This window comes from Bradyrhizobium sp. Arg816 (genome assembly GCF_029989365.1).
In the GTDB taxonomy this organism is placed as follows: Bacteria; Pseudomonadota; Alphaproteobacteria; order Rhizobiales; family Xanthobacteraceae; genus Bradyrhizobium.
In genome coordinates this window covers 398,975-423,598 of the sequence record NZ_JAPRAQ010000006.1, presented here as the reverse complement: position 1 = coordinate 423,598, position 24,624 = coordinate 398,975, and the positions used below count along the sequence as shown (strand labels likewise).

Here is a 24,624-nt window from a genome sequence, read left to right as displayed (position 1 = left end):
GCATCTTGTCGGCGTTGGTGACGAAGTAGGGCGAGATGTAGCCGCGGTCGAACTGCATGCCCTCGACGACGTCGAGCTCGGTCTCGAGCGACTTGGCTTCCTCGACGGTGATGACACCCTCGTTGCCTACCTTCTTCATGGCGTCGGAGAGGAACTTGCCGATCTCCGCATCGCCGTTGGCCGAGATGGTGCCGACCTGGGCGATCTCGTCGTTCGAGGTGACCTTCTTGGAGTTCTTGACGAGGTCGGCGACCACGGCTTCCACGGCCAGGTCGATACCACGCTTCAGGTCCATCGGGTTCATGCCGGCGGCAACCGACTTTGCGCCTTCACGAACGATCGCAGCCGCGAGCACGGTTGCGGTGGTGGTGCCGTCGCCGGCCGCGTCCGCGGACTTCGAAGCGACTTCGCGCACCATCTGTGCGCCCATGTTCTCGAACTTGTCGTCGAGCTCGATCTCCTTGGCGACGGTGACGCCGTCCTTGGTGATGCGGGGAGCGCCGAACGACTTGTCGAGGACGACGTTGCGGCCCTTGGGGCCGAGCGTCACCTTGACGGCGTTGGCGAGGATGTCGACGCCACGCAGCATCTTGTCGCGTGCATCGACGCCGAATTTGACTTCTTTAGCTGACATCTGGATTTTTCCTTAGGTGTTTAGCTGGTGGGGAGAGGGGGCTCTTAGGCCGCCTTCTTCTTGGAAGCGGGGACGTCGAGGACGCCCATGATGTCGCTTTCCTTCATGATCAGCAGGTCGACGTTGTCGATCTTGACTTCAGTGCCGGACCACTTGCCGAACAGCACGCGGTCGCCGACCTTCAGGTCGATCGGGATCAGCTTGCCAGCTTCGTCGCGGCCACCGGGGCCGACGGCGACGACTTCGCCCTGCGAGGGCTTTTCCTTGGCAGTGTCGGGAATGATGATGCCGCCGGCGGTCTTCTCTTCTGCGTCGATACGCTTGACCACGACGCGGTCGTGAAGCGGACGGAATTTCATGCAGTCCTCCTAAGTAGTTGCACGGTATGGGAATTTTTTGGCGTTAGCAGTCTGTGCCAGCGAGTGCTAGCACAGGCGAGGCTGAAATAGGACAGGAATTTTGCGGGGGCAAGGGCTTCTAGCAGAAAATTCGGCACTCTGAAGGCCCGGGTGCCAGAATCTCTTTACCATCGTTAACCCGCCCGGTGACCGTATTAGCACGGAGCCGTCTCTGCTGCTAAAGCATTGAATTTCAACAGCTTGTTAAACTTTTGGGCTTGAGATGGATTGTCAGTTTGCGTCACATTTCTCTCATGTGAGCGCATCAGTACCGGGTGGCTCGTAAGGCGCACACCGACCAAGCCGCCCCTTGAATGCGCTCCTGCAAAGGAGGTTGGCATGGGCTTGCGGAGTGGGGGCGTTTCCGAAGATTTCCGGAAACAGCTTTTGGGTTACGGGCTGACGACGGCGCAAATTCTCTATCGGATGCCCGATCATCCCTCGCTTCTCCAGACCTACGTCTGGCAGAACTACGACATGTTTCCGAAATTTCCGGCGCTGAAGGATTTCCTGGCGTTCTGGCAGGAGAAGCTCGACGGTCCGCTCCATTCGGTGACCGTCGCGCATTCCAAGCTGATCAAGCCGGCCGAGCTGCGCGCCGTGGATGGCGTGTTCCGGCTGCATTGAACAGCGCGCCGGCATCGTAGAGTGGGCAAAGGCGCGCTCGCGCCGTGCCTACCATCTCTCCACGATTGCATCTGGCAATGGTGGGCACGCTTTCGCTTTGCCCACCCTACGATATCTCGTTCTGTGCTAGCCTCCGCCCATAACAACAGGGAGGCGGCCCATGGCCAAGAAAACAAAATCGCGCAGCGCGGCCCAGGCCGCGGTGAAGAAGCGGAGCGGAGCCAAGGCCGTGGCACGATCCTCGGCGCGCAAGGCGGTGAAGGCAAAGGCGCGCACGACACCGGCGAAGGCCGCTCCGAAAAAGCCCGCGCGTCCCAAGCAGCGCATCGCCATCAGCCATCACCGCGAGGAAGACTTCAAGGCCGATGGCCTGCGCGCCTACGCCAAGTACCGCGACCTCGGCATCGCCGAAGCCAGTCACGGCCTCGCGCAAGCCCACGTGATCCGCCTGCAAGGACCCTGCGATCCGAACGAGGTGTCGAAGCTGCACTTCCACGACGTCGAATTCCAGATGGTCTACGTGCTCAAGGGCTGGGTGAAGACCTACATGGACGGTCAGGGCGAGACCTTGATGAAGGAAGGCAGCGCCTGGACCCAGCCGCCGAAGATCAAGCACATGATCCTGGATTATTCGGATGACGTGGAGCTGCTGGAGGTGATCCTGCCGGCGGAGTTCAGGACGGTGGAGTTGAAGGCGTAGCCTCGCTCTTTCCGCCGTCATTGCCCGCAATGACGGCTCTCCTGTAGCCCGGATGGAGCGAAGCGAAATCCGGGGCGACTGTCTGCGACGGAGATACTGTCCCGGATTGCGCTGCGCTCCATCCGGGCTACGGCCACTCAGCTCAACACCCCCACCACAGCGCCCATCAGGCACGTCGTCAGCGTTCCCGACACGATCGATTTCAGCCCGAGCGCGTTGATCTCCTCGCGCCGCTCCGGCGCCATCACCCCTAAGCCGCCGATCATGATGCCGAGGCTGGCGAAATTGGCGAAGCCGCACATTGCGTAGAGCATGATCAGGCGCGAGCGCGGATCGAGCGTATCGGGCGGCAGTTTCGAGAAGTCGACATAGGCGATCAGTTCGTTGAGCACGGTCTTGGTGCCCATCAGGCTGCCGGCGGTCACCGCCTGGTCCCAGGGCAATCCCATCAGCCAGCACACCGGCGCCATCACGAGGCCGAGCAGCCGTTGCAGCGAGATCGCGCCGCCGCCGATATTAGGCAGCAGGCCGAGGATGGCATTGACGAGATAGACCAGCGCCACCAGCACCAGCAGCATGGCGACGATGTTGATCAGCAGTTCGATCCCCGCGCTCGTCCCCTTCACGATTGCATCCATCGGGCCGGAGACATCCATGTCAGGATCCTCCAGCGCGCCGCCGGTGCGCTTGTCTGAAGTCTCCGGCACCATGATCAGGCTGACGAGGATCGCGGCCGGCGCACCCAGCACGGAGGCGATCACGAAATGGGCGGCGGCATCGGGAATGAGCGGCGCCAGCAGCGTCGCGTAGAGCACCAGCACCGTGCCGGCGATGCCGGCCATGCCGCCGGTCATCACCAGGAACAATTCGCTGCGCGTCATCTGCGCCAGATACGGCCGCACGAACAGCGGTGCCTCGACCATGCCGAGGAAGATGTTGGCCGCGGTCGAGAGCCCGACCGCGCCACCGACGCCCAGCGTCCGCTCCAGCAGCCAGGCCATGCCGCGCACGATTGGCGGCAGCACGCGCCAGTAGAACAAGAGCGTCGTCAGCACGCTCATGACCAGCACGATCGGCAGCGCCTGGAACGCCAGGATGAAATCGGCGCCCGGCACCTTCAGATCGAAGGGCAGGGGACCGCCCCCGACATAGCCGAACACGAAGGAGGAGCCGGCGCGCGAGGCCGCGGAGATCGCGCCGACCGCGTCGTTGATGGCGCCGAAGGCGCGCGCGACGACGGGCACCTTTAGGAGCACGACCGCGGTGACGAAGGTTGCGACAAGCCCGATCGCTGCTTGGCGAGCCGAGGCCGCGCGGCGATTCTCGCTCAGCACCCAAGCGATCAATAGCAATGCGAAAACGCCGAGTGCCGATTGCAGCCGAAGCATGATGTCCCCAAACCCTCAATGATTATGGCCGCGCGTGCGTTGCAAACGCAATGCCGGAAGGCCGCCGAAGCCGCTCGCTGTTGACAAGCAGGCCTGCGTCAGCCACGCGGGGCAGGTCGAAATCAGGGGGCGGACGGTCCAAGCGTGACCCAAGAGGCGATGACAGAGCAGCCGATATCCTCGAATCCGCCGGTCACCGCCCGCGCACTTCTCGCCCACCGCGCCTTCCTGTTCTTCCTGCTCTCGCGCAGCCTGTCGCGCTTTTCCAGCCAGATCGCGGCGGTCGCGATCGGCTGGCAGATTTATGATCTCACCGGCTCGGCCTTCGACCTCGGCATGGTCGGCCTCGTGCAGTTCCTGCCCACCGCGCTTCTGGTGTTCGTCGCCGGCCATGCCGCCGACCGTTTCGAGCGCAAGCGCGTGGTTCAGCTCTGCCAGCTCGTGGAAGCCGCGACCGCGCTCTATCTCGCAATCATCACCTATCTCGGCCTGGTCAGCGAGGTGCAGATATTCATCGCGACCTTCGTGCTCGGCATTGCCGGCGCCTTCGAGAGCCCGACCACCGCGGCTCTCTTGCCGCTGATCGCGCCGCAGGGATCGCTCCAGCGCGCAACTGCAGTCGCGAGCGGCGCGGGGCAGGTCGCGACCATCACGGGTCCGGCGCTCGGCGGCTTTGCCTACGCGGTCGCGCCGCACCTCGCCTATGCCGTGATGCTGCTGTTCTGGATTCTCGGGATGATTTTGACCGGCTTCATCCGGCCGCGCCCGCAGGCGGTCTCCAAGGAGGGGACGGACGCCGACAATATCTTCGCCGGCGTCCGCTTCATCCGCAGTAACCCGGCGATCCTCGGCACCATCTCGCTCGATCTGTTCGCGGTGCTGTTCGGCGGCGTCACCGCGCTGTTGCCGATCTATGCCCGCGACATCCTCCAGACCGGCCCGATGGGGCTCGGGATCTTGCGCGCCGCGCCCGCGGTCGGCGCGCTGCTGATGACCATGGTGCTGGCGCGTCACGCCATCTCGCGGCATGTGGGCCTGCGCATGTTCCAGGCCGTGATCGTGTTCGGCGTCGCCACGGTCGTGTTCGCGCTGTCGTCGTGGATGTGGCTGTCGGTGCTGTCGCTGGCCATTCTCGGCGCGGCAGACACGATCAGCGTCGTGATCCGCTTCTCGCTGGTGCAGCTCTCAACCCCCGACGAGATGCGCGGCCGCGTCGGCGCGGTGAACTTTCTCTTCATCAACGCCTCCAACCAGCTCGGCCAGTTCGAGAGCGGAGTAGCAGCCGCGCTGCTCGGCGCGATGCCTGCGGCCGTGCTCGGCGGCGTCTGCACGGTCGCGGTGGCGCTGCTGTGGATGAAGCTGTTTCCGAGCCTGCGGCAGGTGGAGAGCTTGGAGTAGGGGCTCCGCTCTCTCCCTCCCGTCATTGCGAGCGCAGCGAAGCAATCCAGAATCTTGCCGTGGAGGCGTGGTCTCTCACCAGGAGACCACGACGAGACTGCGTTGGTCGTCCCAGTTGTCGAGAAAGCTGGTTCGGAAATCCTGCTGTGCCTCAGCGATCGTTAATTCGAATATTCTCTGCGCGTACGATTTTTCAACGAACATCCCGTCCGGGAGGAATTCATTGAAAAAGGCGTCAGCGACGGCGTTTCTTTGATACCCGATCTGTTTGGTGTAGACGACATCCTCCAATCGATCGACCATCGGATACTGCTTGATCTTGAAGGCCTTCAATCTCTTCAAGACATTTGGCGGCAGTTGCGGCTTCGGCGCGAAAAAGCTTCTCTTGTCGGTAAAGTATAGACCCGTCTGGGTCGGGTTCATCGGATCCGATTCGCCCGTGGGGCAGAAATAAAAGCTGTCGGAGAATTTTCCGATCCCCGACAGCTCCCGTTGATGAAGGGCTTGATAGTAATCTTGCGCGGAGAATCCGTGATCGGAAAGAAGCCGCTCAAAGTCGATATACTGATTTGTTTTCTTGCGACTGAATTGAACGATCTTTTGAAGTTGAGCCTGCTCGACGTCGATGATGACAGGAAAATCAGTGACGTCATCGTCGATGTGAAGATGATATATGTCCAAACCCATTTGTACCGTTCCGAACGATTTGCGGAGCCGCCGGGCAATGGCCGGGATTGTGGCTCTACCCCAGATGGCTCATACCTTAGTTCGGGATTGTGACATGCTTTCTCGCCCTTTCCCGCCTCTGCGCGCGTGTAAGGACGATTGTCGAGGCCGGGCCAGGACTTATTCCGTCTCACCCCGCTTGCGGGGAGACTTCGCGGCGCCTTGACGCCTACTGTGCATGGGGTTGTTTTTCAGTTTTTTGAGTCAGGCCCTCTCCCCGCAAGCGAGGAGAGGGAGAGGTCTTCAGCCCCGTCCGACGAACGGCATCTTGGTGGCCATGACGGTCATGGTCAGCACGTTGGCATCGAGCGGCAGGCCGGCCATGTAGGCGACGGCGTCGCCGACCGCCTTGGCGTCCATGCGCGGCTCGTGCTTGGTGGTGCCGTCGGGCTGCAGCACGCCGGGGCCGTTGACCATGCGATCGGTCATGGGCGTCGCGGCATTGCCGATGTCGACCTGGCCGACCGCGATGTCGTACATGCGGCCGTCGAGGTTGGAGGCCTTGGTGAGGCCCGTGATGGCGTGCTTGGTCGAGGTATAGGCCGCCGAGAACGGACGCGGCGCGTGCGCCGAGATCGAGCCGTTGTTGATGATGCGGCCGCCGCGCGGGCTCTGGTCCTTCATGATGCGGAAGGCGTGCTGGGTGCACAGGAACGGGCCGGTGAGGTTGGTGTTCACCACCGCCTGCCACTGCTCGAGGCTGAGATCCTCGAAGTTCACCGCCGGCGCGCCCATGCCGGCATTGTTGAACAGCACGTCGAGCCGGCCGTAGGTCGCCTTCACCTTGTCGAACAGCGCGGCAATGGAGTCCGGCTTGGTCATGTCGGCGGTGACGCACAGGCTCTTGCCTGCAGGGCCGAGCTTCGCGGTCTCCTCGAGCATGTCGAGCCGGCGCCCGACCAGCACCACGGTGAAGCCGATGTTCATCAGCGCCAGCGACGCCGCGCGCCCGACACCGGTGCCGGCGCCCGTCACCACTGCGATCTTGTTTGCTTCACTCATCGTTTCCTGCCTTTTCTCTCTTCAAGTTGGCTGTCAGGTTTTTGGTTCTTTTTCGTTCTTGTAGGGCGGCCGCGGAATGTTCTGATGCGCCGCGCGCAAGGCCGCCGACCAGCGCGAGCGGAGGTCGTGGAAATAGGGCTCGCCCGCCTCGATGCGGTGGTTGAGATCGGCATCGCAGGCATCCGCGCGCACCACCAGCACGTCGATCGGAAGACCGACGCCGAGATTGGAGCGCATGGTCGAGTCCATCGAGATCAGGCCGGTCTTGAGCGCCTCGTAGAGCTCGACGTCGTAATGCATGGCGCGGTCGAGCACCGGCTTGCCGTATTTGTGCTCGCCGATCTGCAGGTAGGGCGTGTCCGTGGTGCACTCGATGAAATTGCCGGCGGTGTAGACCATGAACAGGCGCATGCGCGCGCCCTTGATCTGGCCGCCGAACAGGAAGGAGACGTCGAAGGAAACGTCTTCGGATCGCAGCGCCGGTCCTTCGGTCGCGTGCACCGCCCGGATCGCCCGGCCGATGCGCTGGGCGGCCTGGAACATGGTCGGTGCGTTCATCAGCGTCTCGACCTCGCCCGTGGTGGGGTCCTCCAGGCCTTCGGTCAGCGTCGACAGCACCGACTGGCTGATGGCGAGGTTACCGGCGCTGGCGATCGCCATGATGCGGTCGCCGGGTTTCGAGAAGATGTGGAGCTTGCGGAAGGTCGAGACATTGTCGAGCCCGGCATTGGTGCGGGTGTCGGCGATCATCACCAGACCGTCCCGAACCAGGATTCCGCAACAATAGGTCATTTCCAGTCCCCGAACGCGTTTGCGCGGAATTACTAGCCAATTTCGGGGAGGCATGAAACCCCCGATTCCCCGGGGGAGGCCGGCATTCTCCGGCGAAACGGCTATCTCTGCCGCTCAGTCCGCAGCATCGACGAGAAACGCCGCATCGACGGGGACGCCGAGCGCCGTGACCAGCCGGTTGGTCTCCGCGGCCATGCCGACGATGGCGAGCATCTCGCCGTATTCGGCCTCGGTCATGCCCTTGGCCCGTGCGCCCGCGGTGTGCGAATGGATGCAGTAGCTGCAGCCGTGCGCGATCGAGACCGCGACATAGAGCATCTCCTTGATCTTGGGATCGAGCGCACCCGGGGCCATCACCTCCTTGATGCTCTCCCAGGTCCGCCGCAGCGTCTTCGGATCATGCGCGAGCGCGCGCCAGAAATTGTTGACGAAGTCCGATTTCCGCACCTTGCGGATATCGTCGAAAACGGCGCGCGCCTCGGCTGAGAGCTCATCGTCCGAAAGCAGCTTTACGGTCGCCATGGGATACCTCGCGGGGTCAGGTCTGATCCCGCGAGTGTAGCACGGCTCGAGCCCTCAGCCGGCATGTCCGGCCGAGCGACGCAAGGCCAGCTTGCCGATTTCGACATATTGCCGCTGCTGCGCGTGCGCGTGCTGTGCTGCGACGTGAAGGTCGCGCAGGCGCCGCTGCAGCGGCGAGCTGTCGTAGACAGCGCCGGCGCCGGCCAGCGCAAAGCAGGCATCCGCGATGCCGACGCAGGTCGCGGCGAGCCAGGTCGCGGATCGGGCCCCCTCGATCATGAGGTCTTCGTCGTTCAGCGTTCCCGCCAGCGCGTGACGCCAGTGGCTGGCGGCCTGGACCTCGTGAAACGCTTGCGCGGCTCCGAGGTCGGCGGAAATCCGGCCGAGATCGTATTGGAAGATCTCGGACTCCCGCATCGGCACGGCCGCGTACAATTGCTGCCTTCCGGTGCTGGCCAGCGCGAGCAGGTCATCGACGGTGCCTTCGGCCATCCCCACCGAGAATGCGCCGTGCACCAATGGCAGCCATTGCCGCAACGCCTGATAGAGCGGACCCGACTGGCGCGGGGCGGCATCGAGATCGAAGAAATGGGCTTCGGAAACCAGCGTCTCCCGCAGCGTGACGTGATGGCTGCCGGTGCCCTTGAGCCCTGCCGCGTGCCAGGTGTCCTCGATCTCCCAGTCCCGCGCCGGCAGCGCAACGACGCGAAGCAACGGCTTGCCCTGCGGGCCGGGGACCGGTTTGCCGTTCTCGGTGACGATGCAGAACCCGCCGATCCAGTCGGCATGCGTGCAACCGCTGGCGAACGGCCAGCGGCCTTTGACGCGATAACCGTCGGCCACGCGCTCTGCTGTTCCACCCGGTTGGGACGAGCCGCAAATCGCCGTATCCGGTCCGTCCTGATAGATGCGCTGGTACAATTCCGGAGGTGACGCGGCGACGAAGAGGCTGCTCGCTCCGGCGACAGTCGCGATCCAGCCGATCGAGCCGTCGAGACGGGCCAGTGCCTTGATGACCTCCAGTCCGGCCGGAAAATCCAGCTCCAGCCCGCCATGACTGCGCGCAACGAACATCCGGAAGAGCCCGATCGACCGCAGTCGTTCCAAGAGGTCGGACGGGACGCGGCGTGCGGCTTCGATCTCGGCGGCGTGTGCCTTGATCTCGGGAGCCAACTCCCGGATCCCCGCAAGCATGTCTTGGTGGGGATCGCGCAGGGGCACGGAATGCTTCTTGTTCTTTTCGTGAAGCCGCATCTGTCTCAACCTCTGTTGCGGAAACGGATCACAACGGAGGTTGAAGAGATGGCGCTACGGGACGGTTTCAGCGCGGCGGTCGTCGATTACAGCTGTAACGCTGCGACGTGATTGCGCCGCAGATCCCTCGGACGAGATACCGCCGCGCCTAGCTCTGCCGCTGTGACTGGGACTGCGATTGCCCGCCGCGGCCGGCCTGCTCGACCTTCACGGCCACCGTCAGCGTCTCCGCGCCGCCGCCATAGCGGGTGCCGCGAACGGGGGCTGCGCCGAGATAGTCGAGCCCGATCGCAACGCGGACATGGGCGTCGGTGGTGCAGATGCAGTTGGCGGGATCGAAGCCGACCCAGCCGAGACCGTCGACGTAAGCTTCCGCCCAGGCATGGCCGGCATCCTGGTGCACCGTGCCGTCCGAGCGCAGGAAATGGCCGGAGACGAAGCGCGCCGGCACGCCGCCGCTGCGGGCGCAGGCGATGAAGATATGCGCGTAGTCCTGGCAGACGCCGCGCTTGAGGGTGAACGCTTCCGCCGCCGAAGTGCCGCTGTTGGTCGGATCCTCGTCGAAGGTCATGTGATCGCTGATTTGGGTCATCAGCGTGTGCAGGAAGCCGAGCGTGTCGCTCTCGGCCTCGCTGCGCAACTGCCGCGCGACTGCCGTCATCGCCGGATTGACGGCGGTGAGGTCGGTGGCGCGCAAGAACATGCCGGCCGGAAAACGCTCGTCGGCGCCGCGCAGCACGCCGCCGGTGTCGTGGGTCTCGATCAGGCCCTCGGCGGTGATCTTGATGTCACCGACGGGTCCGCAGGACAGCACATGGGTGACGTTGCCGAAGGCGTCCTCATGGGTGTCGAGCTTGGTGTCGGTCGAGACGTCGATCTGCCACTCCGCCACATATTGCCCGTCATGGCTGCCGGGCGTCATGCGCAGGATCTGGATCACGCTGGTGGCCGGCGGCTCGTAGCGATAGGTCGTGGTGTGCTGGATTCGCAGGCGCATGGTGGACCGTTGTTCTGGCGTCGTCATTCCCCAGGCTCGCCCTGCGGGCGCACCGGAATGACGGCAGTATCAGATCAAATACTGCTTCGTGATGATTTCGCCCAGCCTGGAATTGTCCGTGATGAATTCCTGAATGAATTCATGCACGCCGTGCTGGAAGATGTCGTTCATATTGCTGTGTTCCAGCCGGTTGCGGATGCCGCGGGCATGGCGCTGGGCGGGGCCCTGGCGGCCATAGGCGACGCCGATCTGGTCGAGATTGCGCACGAGATTGCCGTAGCAGCTCGCCAGCGAGCGCGGCAGCGTGTCGTTGAGGATGAGCAGGTCCGCAATCAGCCACGGCTTCAGCGTCTCGCGATAGACCCAGTGATAGGCCGTCAGCGCCGAGACCGAGCGCAGGATCGAGCTCCACTGATAGAAGTCGAGCGGGCCGCCGACATGCTCCTCCTCGGGCAGCAGCACGTGGTACTTCACGTCGAGGATGCGCGCGGTGTTGTCGGCGCGCTCCAGATGCACGCCCATCCGCGAGAACCAGTAGGCGTCGTTGCGCAGCATGGTCCGGTAGGCCGAGCCGTCGAAGCGCAGCGAAGTCTCCTGCACGAAGCGCAGGAATTTGGCGAGATCCTCGCGCGTGGAGGTGCCCTTGCTCCAGACCTCCTGGAGTTCGATCCAGGCCGAGTTGATGGTGTCCCACATCTCGCTGGTCAGCGCGGTGCGCACCGAGCGCGAGTTCAGCCGCGCCGCCTCGATGCAGTTCCTGATCGATGATGGATTGCTTGCCGAGAACGAGAGGTAGTCGACGACGTTGTGCTCGTTGGCGACTTCGTATTGCTGATAGAAGCTCGCGGCGACGCCGGCGGTGAGAAGCGCCGAGTCCCATTCATTGGTCTTGCCGATATAGGCGGCGGGAAGCGCGGTGACGCGCAGCGTCGCATCGATGGTGCGCGCGAGATATTCGGCCCGTTCGACATAGCGGGCGAGCCAATAGAGGTTTTCGGCGGTACGCGACAGCATCTGACTACTCGTCCAGGATCCAGGTGTCTTTGGTGCCGCCGCCCTGGCTCGAATTCACCACCAGGGAGCCTTCCTTGAGCGCGACCCGTGTCAGCCCGCCGGGCACGATCGTGGTGCTCTTGCTGCCGGTGAGCACGAAGGGCCGCAGGTCGACGTGGCGCGGCGCGAGGCCGCTTGCCGTACAGGTCGGGCAGGTCGAGAGCGCCAGCGTCGGCTGCGCGATAAAACCTTCCGGCTCGCGCTTGAGCTTTTCGCGGAAGGCCTCGATCGTCGCTTTCGTCGCGGCGGGGCCGATCAGCATGCCATAGCCGCCGGAGCCGTGGACTTCCTTGACGACGAGCTCGCCGAGATTGTCGAGCACGTAGGCGAGATCCTTCGGCTCGCGGCAACGCCAGGTCGGCACGTTCTTCAGGATCGGCTCCTCGCCGAGATAGAATTTCACGATGTCCGGCATGTAGGAGTAGATCGCCTTGTCGTCGGCGATGCCGGTGCCGACCGCGTTGGCGAGCGTGATGTTGCCGGCCGCATAGGCCGACATCAGCCCGGGCACGCCGAGCACGGAGTCGGGGCGGAAGGTGAGGGGGTCGATGAAATCGTCGTCGACGCGGCGATAGATCACGTCGATCCGCTTCACTCCCTCGGTTGTCCGCATGAACACTTCGTTGTTCTTGATGATGAGGTCGCGGCCTTCGACCAGTTCGATGCCGAGCTTGTCGGCAAGGAAGGAGTGCTCGTAGTAGGCCGAGTTGTAGACGCCGGGCGTGAGCAGGGCGACCGTCGGCTCGCCGGAGGCGCCTTGCGGCGCCACCGATCGCAGGGCGGAGAGCAGCTCGTCCGGATAGCGTTCGACCGGCGCCACCCTGTGGCGGGCGAACAGGTCCGGAAACAACCGCATCATGATCTCGCGATTTTCCAGCATGTAGGACACACCCGACGGCGTACGGGCATTGTCCTCCAGCACGATGAAGTCCTCGGCATCGACCCGGACGATGTCGATGCCGGCGATGTGCACGTAGACGTCGTGCGGCACCTGCTGGCCGTTCATCTCGGGGCGGAACACCGGGTTCTGGAAGATCAGGTCGTCGGGCACGATCTCGGCGCGCAGGATGTCGCGGCCATGATAGATGTCGCGCAGGAACATGTTGAGCGCGCGCACGCGCTGCTTCAGGCCCTTCTCCAGCAGCGCCCATTCCTTGCCGGACATGATTCGCGGGATCACGTCGAAGGGGATCAGGCGCTCGGTGGATTCGGAGTCGCCATAGACGGCAAAGGTGATGCCGATGCGGCGGAACAGGAGCTCGGCCTCCTGGCGGCGATATTCGAGCGCCTCGGGAGGGGTCTCCTTGAGCCAGCGCGCCAGCTCCTGATAGGCGGGGCGAAGGTCCCCACCGGGAATGTTCATTTCATCAAACGCGACTGCCATAGATCCCGACTTGTCTCCGCAAGGCGTTGCGCCATTCGACAGGTCGCCAGGCCTTGGTGAAGACCGCAACGTCCTGGCCATGCGGCAAGAGTGCATGACTCTGAGGAGGTAGCAAGGGCTGGGCCAGCGCGATAAGCATGGAGTTGTGGCATTTGCCGGGGACAGCCGGGAGGGTGCCTCAAAAAATGGCTGAGGACTGCTTATTTCGGCAGCAAAACCGCGTGACTTCAACGCGTTACCTCGGCAAAGTCTGGCCGACAGGTGAGGGACTTAAGGTATGAGCGACATCGTCACGGCGGGCATTCTGGTCATCGGGGATGAAATCCTGTCCGGCCGCACCAAGGACAAGAATATCGGCTTCATCGCCGAATACCTGACCAATATCGGCATCGACCTGAAGGAAGTCCGGGTCGTCTCAGACGACGAGGACGACATCATCGCCGCGTTGGATGCACTGCGGAAACGCTACACCTATGTCTTCACCACCGGCGGCATCGGGCCGACCCATGACGACATCACCGCCGACAGCGTCGCCAAGGCATTCGGCGTCGGCATCGACCACCATCCGGAAGTCGTCGCCCGCTTCCGCGAGCGCTGGAGCGAGCAGGACCTCAACGAGGCCCGCCTGCGCATGGCCCGCATCCCCGACGGCGCCGAGCTGATCCAGAGCGCCACCATCCTCGCCCCCGGCTTCAAGCTCGGCAACGTCATCGTCATGGCCGGCGTGCCCTCGATCATGCAGGCGATGATGGACATCGTCTCGCCCAAGCTGAAATCGGGCGTGCGCATGCTCTCCGAATCGGTCCGCGCCAATGCGCGGGAGGGTGACATCGGCAGCCCGCTGCGTGCGATCGCCGCCGCCCATCCCGACACCATCATCGGCAGCTATCCGTTCATGGACGAAGAGCAGAAGCCGAACACCAATCTGGTGGTGCGCTCGCGCGACGCGGACAAGCTGGCAGCGGCGATGGCAGCGGTGAAGGAAATGCTGGCGGGATTGAACATCACCCGGTAGCAGAAAGGCGGCCGGATGAAGATTGGCAGGAGACAACAATGGCTGGTGAAGCACCGGAGCTGAGCGCGCAGGAGCGGGCCGGCAAGGCCTTTCCCGTTTCGTGGGACCAGTTCCACCGCGACTGCCGGGCGCTGACCTGGCGGCTCAACGAGGTTGGCCCGTTCCACGCCGTCATCGCGATCACCCGCGGCGGGCTGGTGCCGGCCGCGATCGTGGCGCGCGAGCTCGGTGTCCGCATCATCGATACGGTCTGCATCGCCAGCTACGATCACGACAAGCAGGGCGAGCTCCAGGTCCTCAAGGGCATGTCCGAAGCGGCGATGAAGCTCGGCGGCGGCACCGGCAAGGGGCTTCTGATCGTCGACGACCTCGTCGACACCGGCAAGACCGGCAGGCTGGTGCGCGACATGCTGCCCGATGCGCATTTCGCCACCGTCTACGCCAAGCCGAAGGGACGCCCGCTGGTCGACACCTTCATCACGGAAGTCTCGCAGGACACCTGGATCTTCTTCCCCTGGGACACCGCGCTGTCCTACCACCCGCCGCTGCGCGACGGCGCGGCGTAGCTTTTCTTCGCCTCTCCCCGCGTGCGGGGAGAGGCCGCGCCGAAGGCGCGGGTGAGGGGGACTCCCCGCGAGTCCAAGTCTCACCGAACTTGCTGAGGCTACCCCTCATCCCGACCTTCTCCCCGCACGCGGGGAGAAGGAGAAGAGCCGCACCATGCCCCTGCAAAACCGTGTCACGCCGACCGGCGACATCATCGCCACGCCGCACCGCGGCCTGTTCACCGGCAATCGCGGCATCATCCATGATCCCGCGACCAGGACGCTGTTGAAGAGGCGCTGGTCGTCGCCGGCCTGGCTCACCTGCACCTGCGAATTCCGCGGCCGCCGCCGCGAGGTGATGGCGACGCATAGCTGGACCGAGCTGTTCTTCCTCGACGAGGCCACCGCGCTCGCCGCCGGCCATCGCCCCTGCTTCTACTGCCGTCGTGACGATGCCAATCGCTTCCGGGCTGCGTGGGAGAAGGGCAACCGCGTCCGTGACGTCCGCATGCACGATATCGACACGGTGCTGCACCACGAGCGGCTCGATCACGGCAAGAAGCGGCTTCATGCGCTGCTGGTGCCGCTCGAGCAGCTTCCAGATGGCGCGATGCTGCAGCAGGGCGAGGAAAGCTTTCTGCTGATGCAGGGCGGGACGCTGTTGTGGTCGGCGGCGGGCTATGTTGAAGGCGCGCGAGAGCTTGACGATGCGCAGTTGCTGACCCCGCCATCGACGTTGCGCGCGATGAGCGCCGGCTATGAGGTCACATTGCACCCCAGCGCGCACCGCGCCTGACCGTCCCCCGCAAGGGGGAGGGAACGCAGCGAGCGTGTGGCTATTTCAGCGGCCGCCCTTGCTCATCCACTGTCGTCCGCGCATCGCGCAGCTCCCATTCGCGGATGATCTGGCGGCAGCGGGTGAGCTCAGCCTCGGTTGCCGTACCCGTATCCTTCGACGCACGCTCGACCATGGCCTTGCAATTCAGCAGCACGGAGCGATCCTCCGCGCGCGCGGCGAATGTGATCCCCGCAAGAGCTGTGACGACGAGCGCCGTTCGGAGCACCATCACCCCAGCTTCTCACGCGCCAGCGCGGCACCGGCGCCGAGCGCCATCAGCTTGGCTTCGGCGATCTCCCGCCGCATCGGCGCCATGCCGCAATTGGTGGTGGCGATGATGTTGCTCTTGGGAACGAACTTCGACACCGCGTCGATCACCTGCACGACGTCCTCGGCCGTCTCCACCGTGTCGCTGGCGACGTCGATCACGCCGGCCTGCACGATCTTGGTCTTGAGCAGCGCGAGTAAATCGAGCGGCACCTTCGAATTCCGGCACTCGATCGCGACCTGCTGGATCGGGCTCGCGTCGATCGCCGGAAAGATCTGCTCGTACTGCCGCCACTGCGCGCCGAGCGTTTCCTTCCAGTCGGTGTTGGCCTTGATGCCGTAGCCGTAGCAGATGTGCACGGCGGTGGCGCAGGTCAGCCCCTGTGCGGCACGCTCCAGCGCCTTGATGCCCCAGTCGTTTACCTCGTCCATGTAGACGTTGAAGGCGGGCTCGTCGAACTGCACGAGATCGACGCCGTCGGCCTGCAATGCCTTGGCTTCCTCGTTGAGGAGATCGGCGAAGGCAAAGGCCATCTTGACGCGATCACCGTAGTAGCGGTCCGCAATCGTGTCGATGATGGTCATCGGGCCGGGCAGGGTGAACTTCAGCTTCTTCTTCGTATGCGTGCGCGCCACGCGCGCCTCGTCGGCATGAACACGCCCCTTGAGCTGAAGCGGCGCGACCACCTGTGGCACCATCGCCTTGTAGCGGTCCTTGCGGATGCCCATCTCGACCTTGTGGGCGAAGTCGATGCCGTCGATCTTCTCCAGGAAGCCGTGCACGAAATGCTGGCGGGCCTGCTCGCCCTCCGTGACGATATCGATGCCGGCATCCTCCTGGACCTTGACGGCAAGCATGGTCGCGTCGCGCTTGGCGCGGACAAGCTCCGCGCCTTGCGACTTCCAGGGTGCCCAGAGCATGTTCGGCTCGGCGAGCCATTCCGGCTTCGGCAAGGAGCCGGCGATTGTGGTTGGAAACAGCATGGCGGCTCTCCCGGCAGGTTGTGTTGCGCCCCTTCCTGCCATGTCTTAACGTCAAGGTACAGAACAACAAAAGTCGCTCTCTATTCCATCGGCGATGACAGGGAAGGCCAAAGGAAAGGCCAGGGAAAGGCTAAGGGAAAGGTCATGATCGACCTCTATTACGCGCCGACGCCGAACGGCTGGAAAATCTCGATCATGCTGGAGGAACTCGGGCTCCCCTATAACGTAAAGCCCGTCAATATCCGCGCCGGCGAGCAGTTCAGCCCCGAGTTTCTGGCGATCTCCCCGAACAACCGCATTCCCGCGATCGTTGATCGCGAACCTGCCGACGGCGGCGCACCGTTCTCGGCGTTCGAGACCGGCGCGATCCTGATTTATCTGGCGGAGAAGACCGGCCGCTTTCTGGCCAGCGATCTGCGCGGCCGCTCCACCACCATCCAGTGGGTGATGTGGCAGATGGCGGGCCTCGGGCCAATGCTCGGCCAGCACGGCCATTTCGCGCTCTATGCTGCCGAGAAGATCCCTTATGCGATTGAGCGCTACCGCGACGAGGCTGCGCGGCTCTATGGCGTGCTCGACCGGCAGTTGGCCAAGACCGGTGCCTATGTCGCCGGCGACTATTCCATCGCGGACATCGCCTGCTTCCCCTGGACCATGACCCACAAGGCGCAGGGCTTTACGCTCGACGACTATCCGAACGTGAAACGCTGGTACGCCGAGGTGCGGGCAAGGCCGCCCGTGCAGGCGGGGCTTTCGATCGGCAAGTTCGTGAAGGAGCCGTTCGACGAGGAATCACGCAAGATCATGTTCGGCCAGCGTGCCAAGGAAGTGCTGGGAAGGAAATAGAACTCCGCTGCCTCCTCGTCATTGCGAGGAGCGACTTGTCCGCCGTAGCTCGAAGAGCGAAGGCGGAAGCGACGAAGCAATCCAGACTGGTTCCGCGGAAAGACTCTGGATTGCTTCGCTGCGCTCGCAATGACGGGGATAGAGCACGACAAACAAGATAAAAAGGAAACGCCATGATTGAATTCTTCTTCGACTGTTCCAGCCCCTGGACCTACCTCGCCTTCCACAACATCCAGCCGCTGGTAAAGGAGCTGGGGGCCGAGATCATCTGGCGGCCGATCCTGGTGGGCGGCATCTTCAACACGGTCAATCCGAGCGTCTACGCGCAGCGCGAGACGCCGGTGCCGCTGAAGGCGCGCTACATGAAAAAAGACCTCGCCGACTGGTCGCGCTCGGCCGGCCTTGCGATCAAGATGCCGCCGACGGTGTTTCCGGTGAACAGCGTGAAGGTCATGCGCGGCTGCATCTGGCTGGGGAAAGACATGGTGCCGTTCGCCACTGCCGTGTTCGAAACCTATTGGGGCGGCGACAAGGACATCTCGCAGGACGTCGTGCTCGCCGAGATCTGCAGGAAGGTCGGTGTCGACGAGCAGAAGTTCTTTGCCGGCATCTCCGAGCAGGCAATCAAGGACCAGCTCAAGGCCAACACGGAAGAGGTCGTCGCGCGCGGCGGTTTCGGTTCGCCGACGATCTTCGTGGGCAAGACCGACATGTACTTCGGCAACGACCGCCTGCCGCTGATCCGCGAGGCGCTCGAACGCAACAAGGCGAGTGCGGCCTGATGGTGCGGGCTGTCGTCTGCCGCGCGCTCGGCGCGCCCGAGACGTTGCGGCTGGAGGAGTTTCCGTCGCGCGCCGTCAAACCGGGTGAGGTGCGCGTTGCGATCCGCGCCGCCGGATTGAACTTTCCGGACGTGCTGATGGCGGCCGGCGAATATCAGCTCAAGCCGGAGCTGCCGTTCACGCCCGGCATGGAGGCCGCCGGCGACGTCACCGAGGTGGGCGCAGAGGCGAGCGGCGTGTCCGTCGGCGACAAGGTCATCGTGAAGATGCGTCATGGCGCCTTCACCGATGAAGCGGTGGTGACGCCGACGCAGCTCACGCCGATGCCGTCGACGTTCGACTATGCGGAAGCCGCGACCTATCTCGCCGGTCACGGCACCGCCTATCACGCGCTGATCGATCGCGGCCGGGTCGAGCCCGGCGAGGTGTTGCTGGTGCATGGCGCCGGCGGCGGCGTCGGGCTTGCCGCCGTCGAGATCGGCAAGATGCTGGGCGCGACCGTGATCGCGACGGCCTCCAGCGACGAGAAGCTCGCCATTGCGAAATCGCGCGGCGCCGACCATCTCGTGCGCTACGATCGCGAACCGTTTCGCGATGCCGTCAAGCGCATCACCGACGGCCGGGGCGCCGACGTCGTGTTCGATCCCGTCGGCGGCGAGGTGTTCGAGAACTCGATGCGCTGCATCGCCTGGGGCGCGCGGCTGCTGGTGATCGGTTTTACGGGTGGCATCGGATCAGCGAAGACAAATCTTTTGCTGATCAAGGGCGCGAGCGTACTCGGCGTTCGTGCGGGCGAAGCCGTGCGGAAAAATCCGGCGCTCGGCGACGTGCGGCTTAAGGCTCTGCTGCAATGGGCGGAGGAGGGCAAGCTCCGACCCAACGTCTCGCACCGTCTGCCGCTGCAGGATTATGCCAAGGCGATGCGGCTGTTGATCGACCGCAAGGCGATCGGGCGCGTGGCGCTGGTGATGGAGTGACGGTGCCGTAGGGTGGGCAAAGCGGAGCGTGCCCACCATCTGGCTGTTGTCGCAACAGATCGTGGGCACGGCGCAAGAGCGCCTTTGCCCACCCTACGAGAGCGCTATTTGTAGTCCCGCTCGGTCCACCACGGAAAATAATCCGGCATATCGCTCGACACTTTGTTCTTGAACTGCGCGGGGCGCTTCTCCAGGAACGACACCACGCCTTCCCTAACGTCGTCCGAGCGGCCGCGGGTATAGATGCCACGGCTGTCGACCTTGTGGGCTTCCATGGGATCGTCGGCACCCATCATGCGCCACATCATCTGGCGGATCAGGGCGACCGACACCGGCGCGGTCTTGGCGGCGAATTCCTTGGCGAGCGCACGGGCGGTCGGCAGGAGATCATCGGGGGCTACGACCTTGCTGACGAGACGGCCGGCGAGCGCTTCCTGGGCCGGGAAGACGCGGCCGGAATAGCACCATTCCAGCGCCTGCGAGATGCCGACGATGCGCGGCAGGAACCAGCTCGAGGCGGCCTCCGGCACGATGCCACGCTGGGAGAACACGAAGCCGAAGCGCGCTGCATCCGAGGCGATGCGAATGTCCATCGCGAGTTGCATGGTGACGCCGATGCCGACGGCAGGGCCGTTCACGGCGGCGATGACGGGCTTCAGGCACTTGAAGATGCGCAAGGTCACCTGGCCGCCGCCGTCGCGCACCTGCGGATCGCTGTAATCGACCTTGCCGTCCGCGAAGCGCTTGACCGGGCCGCGCCGCGCATCGCGATCGAAGGTATCTGCACCCGAGGAGAGATCGGCGCCCGCGCAAAAACCGCGGCCGGCGCCGGTGACGATGATGGCGCGGACGTCGTCGTCCTTGTCGGCGGCGTCGAACGCGTCGATCAACTCGGCCTGCATCTGCGCATTGAAAGCGTTGAGCTTGTCGGGCCGGTTCAGCGTGATGGTGAGGATCTGCTCGGCGACCTCGTATTTGATGGTCTCATACGCCATGGTGGTTTCCTTCCTTTGTTCTTTTCACTGCGGGAGTGGCCGAGGCTCTGACCCTCCCCTGGAGGGGGAGGGTCGATCGCGCGCAGCGCGAGCGGGGTGGGGTGATCTCTCCACACGCGCACTGTGTCCGCGGAGAGACTGTCACCCCACCCCGTCTCACATTTCGCTGCGCTCCATGTGAGCCGACCCTCCCCCTCCAGGGGAGGGTGAAGCAATAAGCTCGGCATACTCTCTCAAGCAAGTCATCCGGGCTTGCGCCCAAAGGGCGCATCCCGGAATGATCGAGCGTTGCTATCGTGCCGGCGGGCTCGGCCAGGGCCGTTGTGCGCTACGCAGGCCTTCGAACGCCTTGGCCATGCCGAGCACGCCGATATCGTCGAAGCGGCGGCCGACGATCTGCACACCGATCGGAAAACCATTGGCGTCGAAGCCGCCATTGATGGAGACGGCAGGGTTCTCCGACATATTCCACGGCACGGTATAGGCGATGTGCTCAAACGGCCTCATGGGATCGTTGGTGGGCGCGGCCCAGTCCGCAGGGTAGTTCACGTTCGGCGCGGTCGGCGAGATCACGTAGTCGAGCTCGCAAAACAGCTTTGACGCAGCGGCGCGGATCGCCATGGTCTGGTTGAATCCGCGGATAACATCCACACCCGAGAGCTTTGCGCCGGATGCGCCCCATTTGAAGATGTAGGGCAGCACCTTTGCCTGTTCGGCCGGCGTCAGCTTGGACAGATCATCCCACATCCGCGCGCGCCAGAAATTGTCGAGGCCATCGAGCATCTCGCGGGTCAAAATGCCGTCGACCTCGGTGACGACGCTCCCTGCGGATTCGAACGCCTTTGCGGCTTTCACCGCGACATCGCGGACCGGCCTCTCTGCCGGCAGACCAACGCCGGCATCGAGCATCAGGCCGATGCGGAGCTTGCGCGGCGACTTCTCCAGCCCCTTCCAGTTGAGAGGCTCGGCGGGCAGGCTCATGCCGTCGCGCCGATCGGGCTTTGCAATGACGCTCATCATCAGCGCGCAATCGTCGACCGTGCGGGTCATGGGACCGGCAACACGGCCGACATAGGTCGGGTCGATCGGCACGCGGCCAAAGCTGGGTTTCAGGCCGACGAGGCCGCACCAGCCCGCAGGCAGGCGGACCGAGCCGCCGATATCGGTGCCGAGATGCAAGGGGCCGTAGCCAGCCGCAGCAGCGGCGCCCGCGCCCGCGCTGGAGCCGCCGGGATTCTTGGAGAGGTCCCAGGGATTGCGCGCCAGCGCGTGGAAGCTGGAGAGCCCCGAGGACAGCATGCCGTAATCGGGCATGGTGGTCTTCGCGAAGATGATCGCACCGGCCTCGCGCAGTCGCGCAGCGGGCGGGGCGTCCTTCTCGGCCGGCACGAGCTTCACGCTCGCAGCGCCGAGCGGGACGGGCACGCCCTTGGTCGCGATGTTGTCCTTCACTGTCACAGGCACGCCGTCGAGCGCGCCGGAGGGTTCGCCCCCGCTCCAGCGCGCGGTCGAGGCCTTTGCGGCCTCGCGCGCGCTGTCGGGATCGAATGCATAGAGCGCCTTGAGGTGAGGTTCCCACGCAGCGACGTGCGCAAGCACGTCCTCCAGCACCTCGCTCGGCGAGAATTGCTTGGCCCGATAGCCCGCGATCAGATCGACCGCGGAGAGATCGTGCAGCGAGGTGACGGCCTCTTCGACGCTCTTTTTGTGCATTGCTAACCTACCGGCATGCGCGTTTCGATGATCCGGGCGAACATGCTGGCGCCGATCGGCAGGATCTTGTCGTCGAGCACAAAGCCGGGATTGTGGACGGGCACCGAGCCGTCGTGGCCGACCCAGAAATAGGCACCGGGAATGGTTTGCAGCATGTCGGCGAAATCCTCGCTGCCCATCTTCGGCTGGGTGCGGGTGATGACGTTGGCGGGATCGACGATCGTGCGCGCGACGTCCTCGACCACCTTGGACTGCTCGACCTGGTTGACCAGCACGTCGAAAGTGTCGCGGATGTCGACGTCGATCACACACTGATAGGCGCTCGCGATGCCGGCGCTGATCGTGCGGATGCGTTCGGCGATCAGGGTGCGGACTTCTTTCGAGAAGGTGCGGATGGTGCCGCAGAGATGCGCGTCGCCGGGGATGACGTTATAGGCGGAACCGGCGTGAATCTGCGTGATCGAGATGACGGCGGCCTGCAGCGGCTCGACGTTGCGGCTGACGATGGTCTGGATCGCCTGCGCCAGCGTGGTCGCGATGATCACCGCGTCCTTGGAGCGCTCGGGCATCGCGCCATGCGCGCCGTAGCCGGTGATGCGGAGGTCGAAGAAGTCGGCACTGGCCATCGCGGGGCCGGGCAGGATCGCGATCTCGCCGAGATTGAGGTCGGGCGCGTTGTGCAGGCCGTAGAGCTCGTCGCAGGGGAATTTCTCGAACAGCCCGTCCTTGATCATCGCGCGGGCGCCACCAAGGCCTTCCTCGGCGGGCTGGAAGATCAGGTGCACGGTGCCGTCGAAATTTTTGGTCTCGGCGAGGTAGCGCGCAGTGCCGAGCAGCATGGTCGTGTGGCCGTCATGGCCGCAGCCGTGGAAGCGGCCGGGGATTTTCGAGCTCCATTTCAGGTTGGTGTTCTCTTCCATCGGCAGCGCGTCCATGTCGGCGCGCAGGCCGATGCGCTTGGCGCTCGAACCCTTGCCCTTGATGACGCCGATCACGCCGGTGCCGCCGAGACCGCGATGCACCTCGATGCCCCAGCTCTTCAGCTTGTCGGCGACGATGCCGGAGGTGCGCACTTCCTCGAAGCCGATCTCGGGATGGGCGTGGAGGTCGCGCCTGATAGCAGTGAGTTCGTCGGCATAGCCGTCGATGCGGTCGATCGTGGGCATGTGTCCTGTCCGGTTAGCGTGATGGGGGCGTGAAAACGGGGCCGTTCGGCTTGATGCGGATGCCCGGCCGCAGGCGCGTCCAGGGCAGGGTGGCAGTGTCGGCCGGCATCGCGCCGGGCGCGGCGCAGATCATCAGCTTTTCCGCGATCGGCTCGAAATCGGCGCGAAAGTGCACCGAGCTCTTGTTGACCAAAATCTTCTCTTCGGTCGGCTCGATGCCGACATAGCGGTACATCGCCTGATCGGCGAGCTGCGCCTTGTGCGATGAGACCACGACGCGGACATCACCGATGCGCAAGGCTGCGGACGGGCCCATCTCCATCTCGCGGCCGCCGTAATACGGGCCGGGCGCGATGAAGCGGCCGTCGGAGAGTTTTTCGACGATGAAGGTCTCGCGATAGGGCTCGTCGCCGGGGATGCCGGACTTGCCGCCGAGCGACAGCGTCACGGTCGCGCCGACGCCGGCGTCATGTGCGGCCTTGGCCGATGCCGGATCGTAGATCGCGCCGGTCGCCGCGCTCGCCTTGTTGCGCACCAGTGCGCGCAGCATGCCGGTGGTGTCGGAATCACCGCCGGCGCCGGGATTGTCCTGGGTGTCGGCGATGATGATCGGCTTGCTCGCGCCCTTGGCGAGTTCCATCGCATGGCGCACGCCGTCGTCGGGCGACCAGATCTTGCCGTCGAAATCGTCCTCGTGGCTTTCGATCAGTTTGACGATCGCATCGGCCGCGCGGTCGGCGTCGGCCTGCGTCTTGCCATAGGCGAACACGCTCGGGCCGCAGTCGCGGAAGTCTGCGGCGGGGAAGCCGGGCGCGAAGGACAGCGTCGGAACGGCTTCGCTCTCCAGCGCGGCCAGTTTTTCGTAGATGCCCTTGGTGGGAAAGTCATTGGTGCATTGCCAGCTGATCGCGATCAAGAACGGCAATTGGCGAAACGACTTTGCAAAGCGCTGCTTGGTCTTCAGCAGCAGGGCGAGGTGCCTTGCGGCGGCGCGGCCGGTCTCGGCCATGTCGACGTGCGGATAGGTGCGGTAGGCGATCAGCGCGTCCGCGTGTTCCATCATCTCGGGCGTGACGTTGGCGTGCAGGTCGAGGCTGGCAACGAGCGGAACCTCCTTGCCGATGACGCGGCGCACGCGCGCCAAGATTTCGCCTTCGCCGTCGTCGAGATGCTCGGTCACCATCGCGCCATGCAGATCGAGATAGACCGCATCGAGCGGGCCGGCGGCGGCGATACCGTCGACCATCACCTTTACGATACGCTCGAAGGCGTCCCTGGTGACATGCGCCGACGGACTTGCGCCACAGGCGATCGTCGGAATGAGGTCCCAGCCGTTGGCTTCGGCGCTGTCGACGAAACCGGCAAGGCCGACATTGATGCGGCGCATCACCTTCAGCACGTCGGCGCCTTCCGTCATGGCCGGCCAGCCGCCGCCATGCTGGAAATCCGCGAAAGTCGCCTTGGTCGGGGCGAACGTGTTGGTCTCGTGCAGGAAGCCGCCGACGGCGATGCGTGTCATTAATTCTGGTCCGGTCAATAAAGAGTTCGGGACGTTAGCCTTGTGCCTGCGGCGAGAGCAAGGTGGGACGCACTCGCGCTATGCATGGCCTCAAGCTGTTTT

26 protein-coding genes are annotated in these 24,624 nt (G+C 64.3%); 9 read left to right on the top strand and 17 right to left on the bottom strand.

Annotated elements, in window-relative coordinates; genetic code table 11:
* The coding region (locus tag OWC48_RS18360) for a TCP-1/cpn60 chaperonin family protein (RefSeq protein WP_282521218.1) at positions 1–634 on the bottom strand (634 nt) is incomplete at its 3' end.
* Positions 635–678: 44 nt separating this feature from the next.
* Positions 679–993: a co-chaperone GroES gene (locus OWC48_RS18355; RefSeq protein ID WP_008139213.1), complete on the bottom strand. Its 315-nt coding sequence runs from the start codon at positions 991–993 to the stop codon at positions 679–681.
* 378 nt (positions 994–1,371) lie between these two features.
* Between OWC48_RS18355 and OWC48_RS18350 the strand changes: the two genes are divergently transcribed.
* Positions 1,372–1,659, top strand: coding sequence for an usg protein (locus OWC48_RS18350; protein WP_014494242.1), 288 nt, complete (start codon positions 1,372–1,374; stop codon positions 1,657–1,659).
* A gap of 160 nt (positions 1,660–1,819) precedes the next feature.
* Entirely contained in the window at positions 1,820–2,359 is a 540-nt protein-coding gene (locus tag OWC48_RS18345) for a cupin domain-containing protein (protein ID WP_071912540.1), read from the top strand.
* A 137-nt stretch (positions 2,360–2,496) separates the two neighbouring features.
* Here the strand turns inward: OWC48_RS18345 and OWC48_RS18340 are convergent, their stop codons facing one another.
* Complete coding sequence (locus tag OWC48_RS18340) at positions 2,497–3,747, bottom strand: NupC/NupG family nucleoside CNT transporter (RefSeq protein ID WP_282521217.1); 1,251 nt, start codon at positions 3,745–3,747, stop codon at positions 2,497–2,499.
* A 159-nt stretch (positions 3,748–3,906) separates the two neighbouring features.
* Between OWC48_RS18340 and OWC48_RS18335 the strand changes: the two genes are divergently transcribed.
* Entirely contained in the window at positions 3,907–5,145 is a 1,239-nt protein-coding gene (locus OWC48_RS18335; RefSeq protein ID WP_282521216.1) for an MFS transporter, read from the top strand.
* Positions 5,146–5,220: 75 nt separating this feature from the next.
* Here OWC48_RS18335 and OWC48_RS18330 read toward each other — a convergent pair whose 3' ends face one another.
* The 8 genes from OWC48_RS18330 to OWC48_RS18295 form a co-directional block, all read right to left on the bottom strand.
* Positions 5,221–5,832: a hypothetical protein gene (locus OWC48_RS18330; protein ID WP_282521215.1), complete on the bottom strand. Its 612-nt coding sequence runs from the start codon at positions 5,830–5,832 to the stop codon at positions 5,221–5,223.
* Between the two features lie 282 nt (positions 5,833–6,114).
* Positions 6,115–6,873: an SDR family oxidoreductase gene (locus OWC48_RS18325; RefSeq protein WP_028150002.1), complete on the bottom strand. Its 759-nt coding sequence runs from the start codon at positions 6,871–6,873 to the stop codon at positions 6,115–6,117.
* A gap of 33 nt (positions 6,874–6,906) precedes the next feature.
* Positions 6,907–7,665, bottom strand: a complete 759-nt coding sequence (locus OWC48_RS18320) for a proteasome-type protease (RefSeq protein ID WP_028150003.1) — start codon at positions 7,663–7,665, stop codon at positions 6,907–6,909.
* A gap of 114 nt (positions 7,666–7,779) precedes the next feature.
* The gene (locus OWC48_RS18315) at positions 7,780–8,187 is read right to left on the bottom strand and encodes a carboxymuconolactone decarboxylase family protein (RefSeq protein WP_014494248.1); all 408 of its coding nucleotides are present in this window, start codon (positions 8,185–8,187) and stop codon (positions 7,780–7,782) included.
* Between the two features lie 54 nt (positions 8,188–8,241).
* The gene (locus tag OWC48_RS18310) at positions 8,242–9,441 is read right to left on the bottom strand and encodes a flavin-dependent monooxygenase (RefSeq protein WP_282521214.1); all 1,200 of its coding nucleotides are present in this window, start codon (positions 9,439–9,441) and stop codon (positions 8,242–8,244) included.
* Positions 9,442–9,589: 148 nt separating this feature from the next.
* Positions 9,590–10,438, bottom strand: a complete 849-nt coding sequence (locus tag OWC48_RS18305; RefSeq protein ID WP_282521228.1) for a transglutaminase family protein — start codon at positions 10,436–10,438, stop codon at positions 9,590–9,592.
* Positions 10,439–10,507: 69 nt separating this feature from the next.
* Complete coding sequence (locus OWC48_RS18300) at positions 10,508–11,452, bottom strand: alpha-E domain-containing protein (RefSeq protein WP_028150006.1); 945 nt, start codon at positions 11,450–11,452, stop codon at positions 10,508–10,510.
* A 4-nt stretch (positions 11,453–11,456) separates the two neighbouring features.
* Complete coding sequence (locus OWC48_RS18295) at positions 11,457–12,875, bottom strand: circularly permuted type 2 ATP-grasp protein (protein WP_282521213.1); 1,419 nt, start codon at positions 12,873–12,875, stop codon at positions 11,457–11,459.
* A gap of 277 nt (positions 12,876–13,152) precedes the next feature.
* Between OWC48_RS18295 and OWC48_RS18290 the strand changes: the two genes are divergently transcribed.
* From OWC48_RS18290 to OWC48_RS18280, 3 genes are all read left to right on the top strand, one after another.
* Positions 13,153–13,890 carry a molybdopterin-binding protein gene (locus OWC48_RS18290; RefSeq protein ID WP_282521212.1) on the top strand — a complete coding sequence of 246 codons (738 nt, stop codon included), beginning with the start codon at positions 13,153–13,155 and terminating at the stop codon, positions 13,888–13,890.
* 38 nt (positions 13,891–13,928) lie between these two features.
* Positions 13,929–14,456, top strand: coding sequence for a xanthine phosphoribosyltransferase (gene gpt, locus OWC48_RS18285; protein ID WP_028150009.1), 528 nt, complete (start codon positions 13,929–13,931; stop codon positions 14,454–14,456).
* A 154-nt stretch (positions 14,457–14,610) separates the two neighbouring features.
* Complete coding sequence (locus OWC48_RS18280; RefSeq protein WP_282521211.1) at positions 14,611–15,231, top strand: hypothetical protein; 621 nt, start codon at positions 14,611–14,613, stop codon at positions 15,229–15,231.
* Positions 15,232–15,271: 40 nt separating this feature from the next.
* Here the strand turns inward: OWC48_RS18280 and OWC48_RS18275 are convergent, their stop codons facing one another.
* Together OWC48_RS18275 and OWC48_RS18270 are read right to left on the bottom strand one after the other, a co-directional pair.
* Positions 15,272–15,502: a hypothetical protein gene (locus OWC48_RS18275; protein WP_282521210.1), complete on the bottom strand. Its 231-nt coding sequence runs from the start codon at positions 15,500–15,502 to the stop codon at positions 15,272–15,274.
* A complete protein-coding gene (locus OWC48_RS18270; protein ID WP_282521209.1) occupies positions 15,502–16,524 on the bottom strand; it encodes a methionine synthase in 1,023 nt (340 codons plus the stop codon). The genes OWC48_RS18275 and OWC48_RS18270 overlap by 1 nt, the downstream gene beginning before the upstream one ends.
* 144 nt (positions 16,525–16,668) lie before the next feature.
* Between OWC48_RS18270 and OWC48_RS18265 the strand changes: the two genes are divergently transcribed.
* From OWC48_RS18265 to OWC48_RS18255, 3 genes are all read left to right on the top strand, one after another.
* Positions 16,669–17,370: a glutathione S-transferase N-terminal domain-containing protein gene (locus OWC48_RS18265; RefSeq protein WP_282521208.1), complete on the top strand. Its 702-nt coding sequence runs from the start codon at positions 16,669–16,671 to the stop codon at positions 17,368–17,370.
* Between the two features lie 173 nt (positions 17,371–17,543).
* On the top strand, positions 17,544–18,152 hold the full coding sequence (locus OWC48_RS18260; RefSeq protein WP_282521207.1) for a 2-hydroxychromene-2-carboxylate isomerase: 609 nt from the start codon (positions 17,544–17,546) through the stop codon (positions 18,150–18,152).
* Entirely contained in the window at positions 18,152–19,129 is a 978-nt protein-coding gene (locus OWC48_RS18255) for an NADPH:quinone oxidoreductase family protein (protein ID WP_282521206.1), read from the top strand. Before OWC48_RS18260 ends, OWC48_RS18255 begins: the two co-directional genes overlap by 1 nt.
* A 104-nt stretch (positions 19,130–19,233) precedes the next feature.
* Here OWC48_RS18255 and OWC48_RS18250 read toward each other — a convergent pair whose 3' ends face one another.
* The 4 genes from OWC48_RS18250 to OWC48_RS18235 form a co-directional block, all read right to left on the bottom strand.
* Positions 19,234–20,124 (bottom strand): crotonase/enoyl-CoA hydratase family protein, encoded by an 891-nt coding sequence (locus OWC48_RS18250; protein WP_282521205.1) that lies wholly within the window; start codon positions 20,122–20,124, stop codon positions 19,234–19,236.
* A 291-nt stretch (positions 20,125–20,415) separates the two neighbouring features.
* Positions 20,416–21,837, bottom strand: coding sequence for an amidase (locus OWC48_RS18245; protein ID WP_282521204.1), 1,422 nt, complete (start codon positions 21,835–21,837; stop codon positions 20,416–20,418).
* A gap of 2 nt (positions 21,838–21,839) precedes the next feature.
* Positions 21,840–23,003, bottom strand: coding sequence for a M20 aminoacylase family protein (locus OWC48_RS18240; RefSeq protein ID WP_282521203.1), 1,164 nt, complete (start codon positions 23,001–23,003; stop codon positions 21,840–21,842).
* Positions 23,004–23,016: 13 nt separating this feature from the next.
* Positions 23,017–24,522 carry a M81 family metallopeptidase gene (locus tag OWC48_RS18235; protein ID WP_282521202.1) on the bottom strand — a complete coding sequence of 502 codons (1,506 nt, stop codon included), beginning with the start codon at positions 24,520–24,522 and terminating at the stop codon, positions 23,017–23,019.
* Positions 24,523–24,624 lie beyond the last annotated feature (102 nt).

Excerpts from the sequence above, each read along its gene's own strand:
- OWC48_RS18245 (WP_282521204.1), bottom strand. The coding sequence starts at position 21,837 with ATGCACAAAAAGAGCGTCGAAGAGGCCGTCACCTCGCTGCACGATCTC.
- OWC48_RS18335 (WP_282521216.1), top strand. The coding sequence starts at position 3,907 with ATGACAGAGCAGCCGATATCCTCGAATCCGCCGGTCACCGCCCGCGCA.
- OWC48_RS18330 (WP_282521215.1), bottom strand. The coding sequence starts at position 5,832 with ATGGGTTTGGACATATATCATCTTCACATCGACGATGACGTCACTGAT.
- OWC48_RS18270 (WP_282521209.1), bottom strand. The coding sequence starts at position 16,524 with ATGCTGTTTCCAACCACAATCGCCGGCTCCTTGCCGAAGCCGGAATGG.
- OWC48_RS18265 (WP_282521208.1), top strand. The coding sequence starts at position 16,669 with ATGATCGACCTCTATTACGCGCCGACGCCGAACGGCTGGAAAATCTCG.
- OWC48_RS18320 (WP_028150003.1), bottom strand. The coding sequence starts at position 7,665 with ATGACCTATTGTTGCGGAATCCTGGTTCGGGACGGTCTGGTGATGATC.
- OWC48_RS18255 (WP_282521206.1), top strand. The coding sequence starts at position 18,152 with ATGGTGCGGGCTGTCGTCTGCCGCGCGCTCGGCGCGCCCGAGACGTTG.
- OWC48_RS18325 (WP_028150002.1), bottom strand. The coding sequence starts at position 6,873 with ATGAGTGAAGCAAACAAGATCGCAGTGGTGACGGGCGCCGGCACCGGT.
- OWC48_RS18280 (WP_282521211.1), top strand. The coding sequence starts at position 14,611 with ATGCCCCTGCAAAACCGTGTCACGCCGACCGGCGACATCATCGCCACG.
- gpt (WP_028150009.1), top strand. The coding sequence starts at position 13,929 with ATGGCTGGTGAAGCACCGGAGCTGAGCGCGCAGGAGCGGGCCGGCAAG.
- OWC48_RS18350 (WP_014494242.1), top strand. The coding sequence starts at position 1,372 with ATGGGCTTGCGGAGTGGGGGCGTTTCCGAAGATTTCCGGAAACAGCTT.
- OWC48_RS18355 (WP_008139213.1), bottom strand. The coding sequence starts at position 993 with ATGAAATTCCGTCCGCTTCACGACCGCGTCGTGGTCAAGCGTATCGAC.
- OWC48_RS18300 (WP_028150006.1), bottom strand. The coding sequence starts at position 11,452 with ATGCTGTCGCGTACCGCCGAAAACCTCTATTGGCTCGCCCGCTATGTC.
- OWC48_RS18235 (WP_282521202.1), bottom strand. The coding sequence starts at position 24,522 with ATGACACGCATCGCCGTCGGCGGCTTCCTGCACGAGACCAACACGTTC.
- OWC48_RS18295 (WP_282521213.1), bottom strand. The coding sequence starts at position 12,875 with ATGGCAGTCGCGTTTGATGAAATGAACATTCCCGGTGGGGACCTTCGC.
- OWC48_RS18345 (WP_071912540.1), top strand. The coding sequence starts at position 1,820 with ATGGCCAAGAAAACAAAATCGCGCAGCGCGGCCCAGGCCGCGGTGAAG.
- OWC48_RS18290 (WP_282521212.1), top strand. The coding sequence starts at position 13,153 with ATGAGCGACATCGTCACGGCGGGCATTCTGGTCATCGGGGATGAAATC.
- OWC48_RS18275 (WP_282521210.1), bottom strand. The coding sequence starts at position 15,502 with ATGGTGCTCCGAACGGCGCTCGTCGTCACAGCTCTTGCGGGGATCACA.
- OWC48_RS18250 (WP_282521205.1), bottom strand. The coding sequence starts at position 20,124 with ATGGCGTATGAGACCATCAAATACGAGGTCGCCGAGCAGATCCTCACC.
- OWC48_RS18340 (WP_282521217.1), bottom strand. The coding sequence starts at position 3,747 with ATGCTTCGGCTGCAATCGGCACTCGGCGTTTTCGCATTGCTATTGATC.
- OWC48_RS18315 (WP_014494248.1), bottom strand. The coding sequence starts at position 8,187 with ATGGCGACCGTAAAGCTGCTTTCGGACGATGAGCTCTCAGCCGAGGCG.
- OWC48_RS18310 (WP_282521214.1), bottom strand. The coding sequence starts at position 9,441 with ATGCGGCTTCACGAAAAGAACAAGAAGCATTCCGTGCCCCTGCGCGAT.
- OWC48_RS18260 (WP_282521207.1), top strand. The coding sequence starts at position 17,544 with ATGATTGAATTCTTCTTCGACTGTTCCAGCCCCTGGACCTACCTCGCC.
- OWC48_RS18240 (WP_282521203.1), bottom strand. The coding sequence starts at position 23,003 with ATGCCCACGATCGACCGCATCGACGGCTATGCCGACGAACTCACTGCT.
- OWC48_RS18305 (WP_282521228.1), bottom strand. The coding sequence starts at position 10,438 with ATGCGCCTGCGAATCCAGCACACCACGACCTATCGCTACGAGCCGCCG.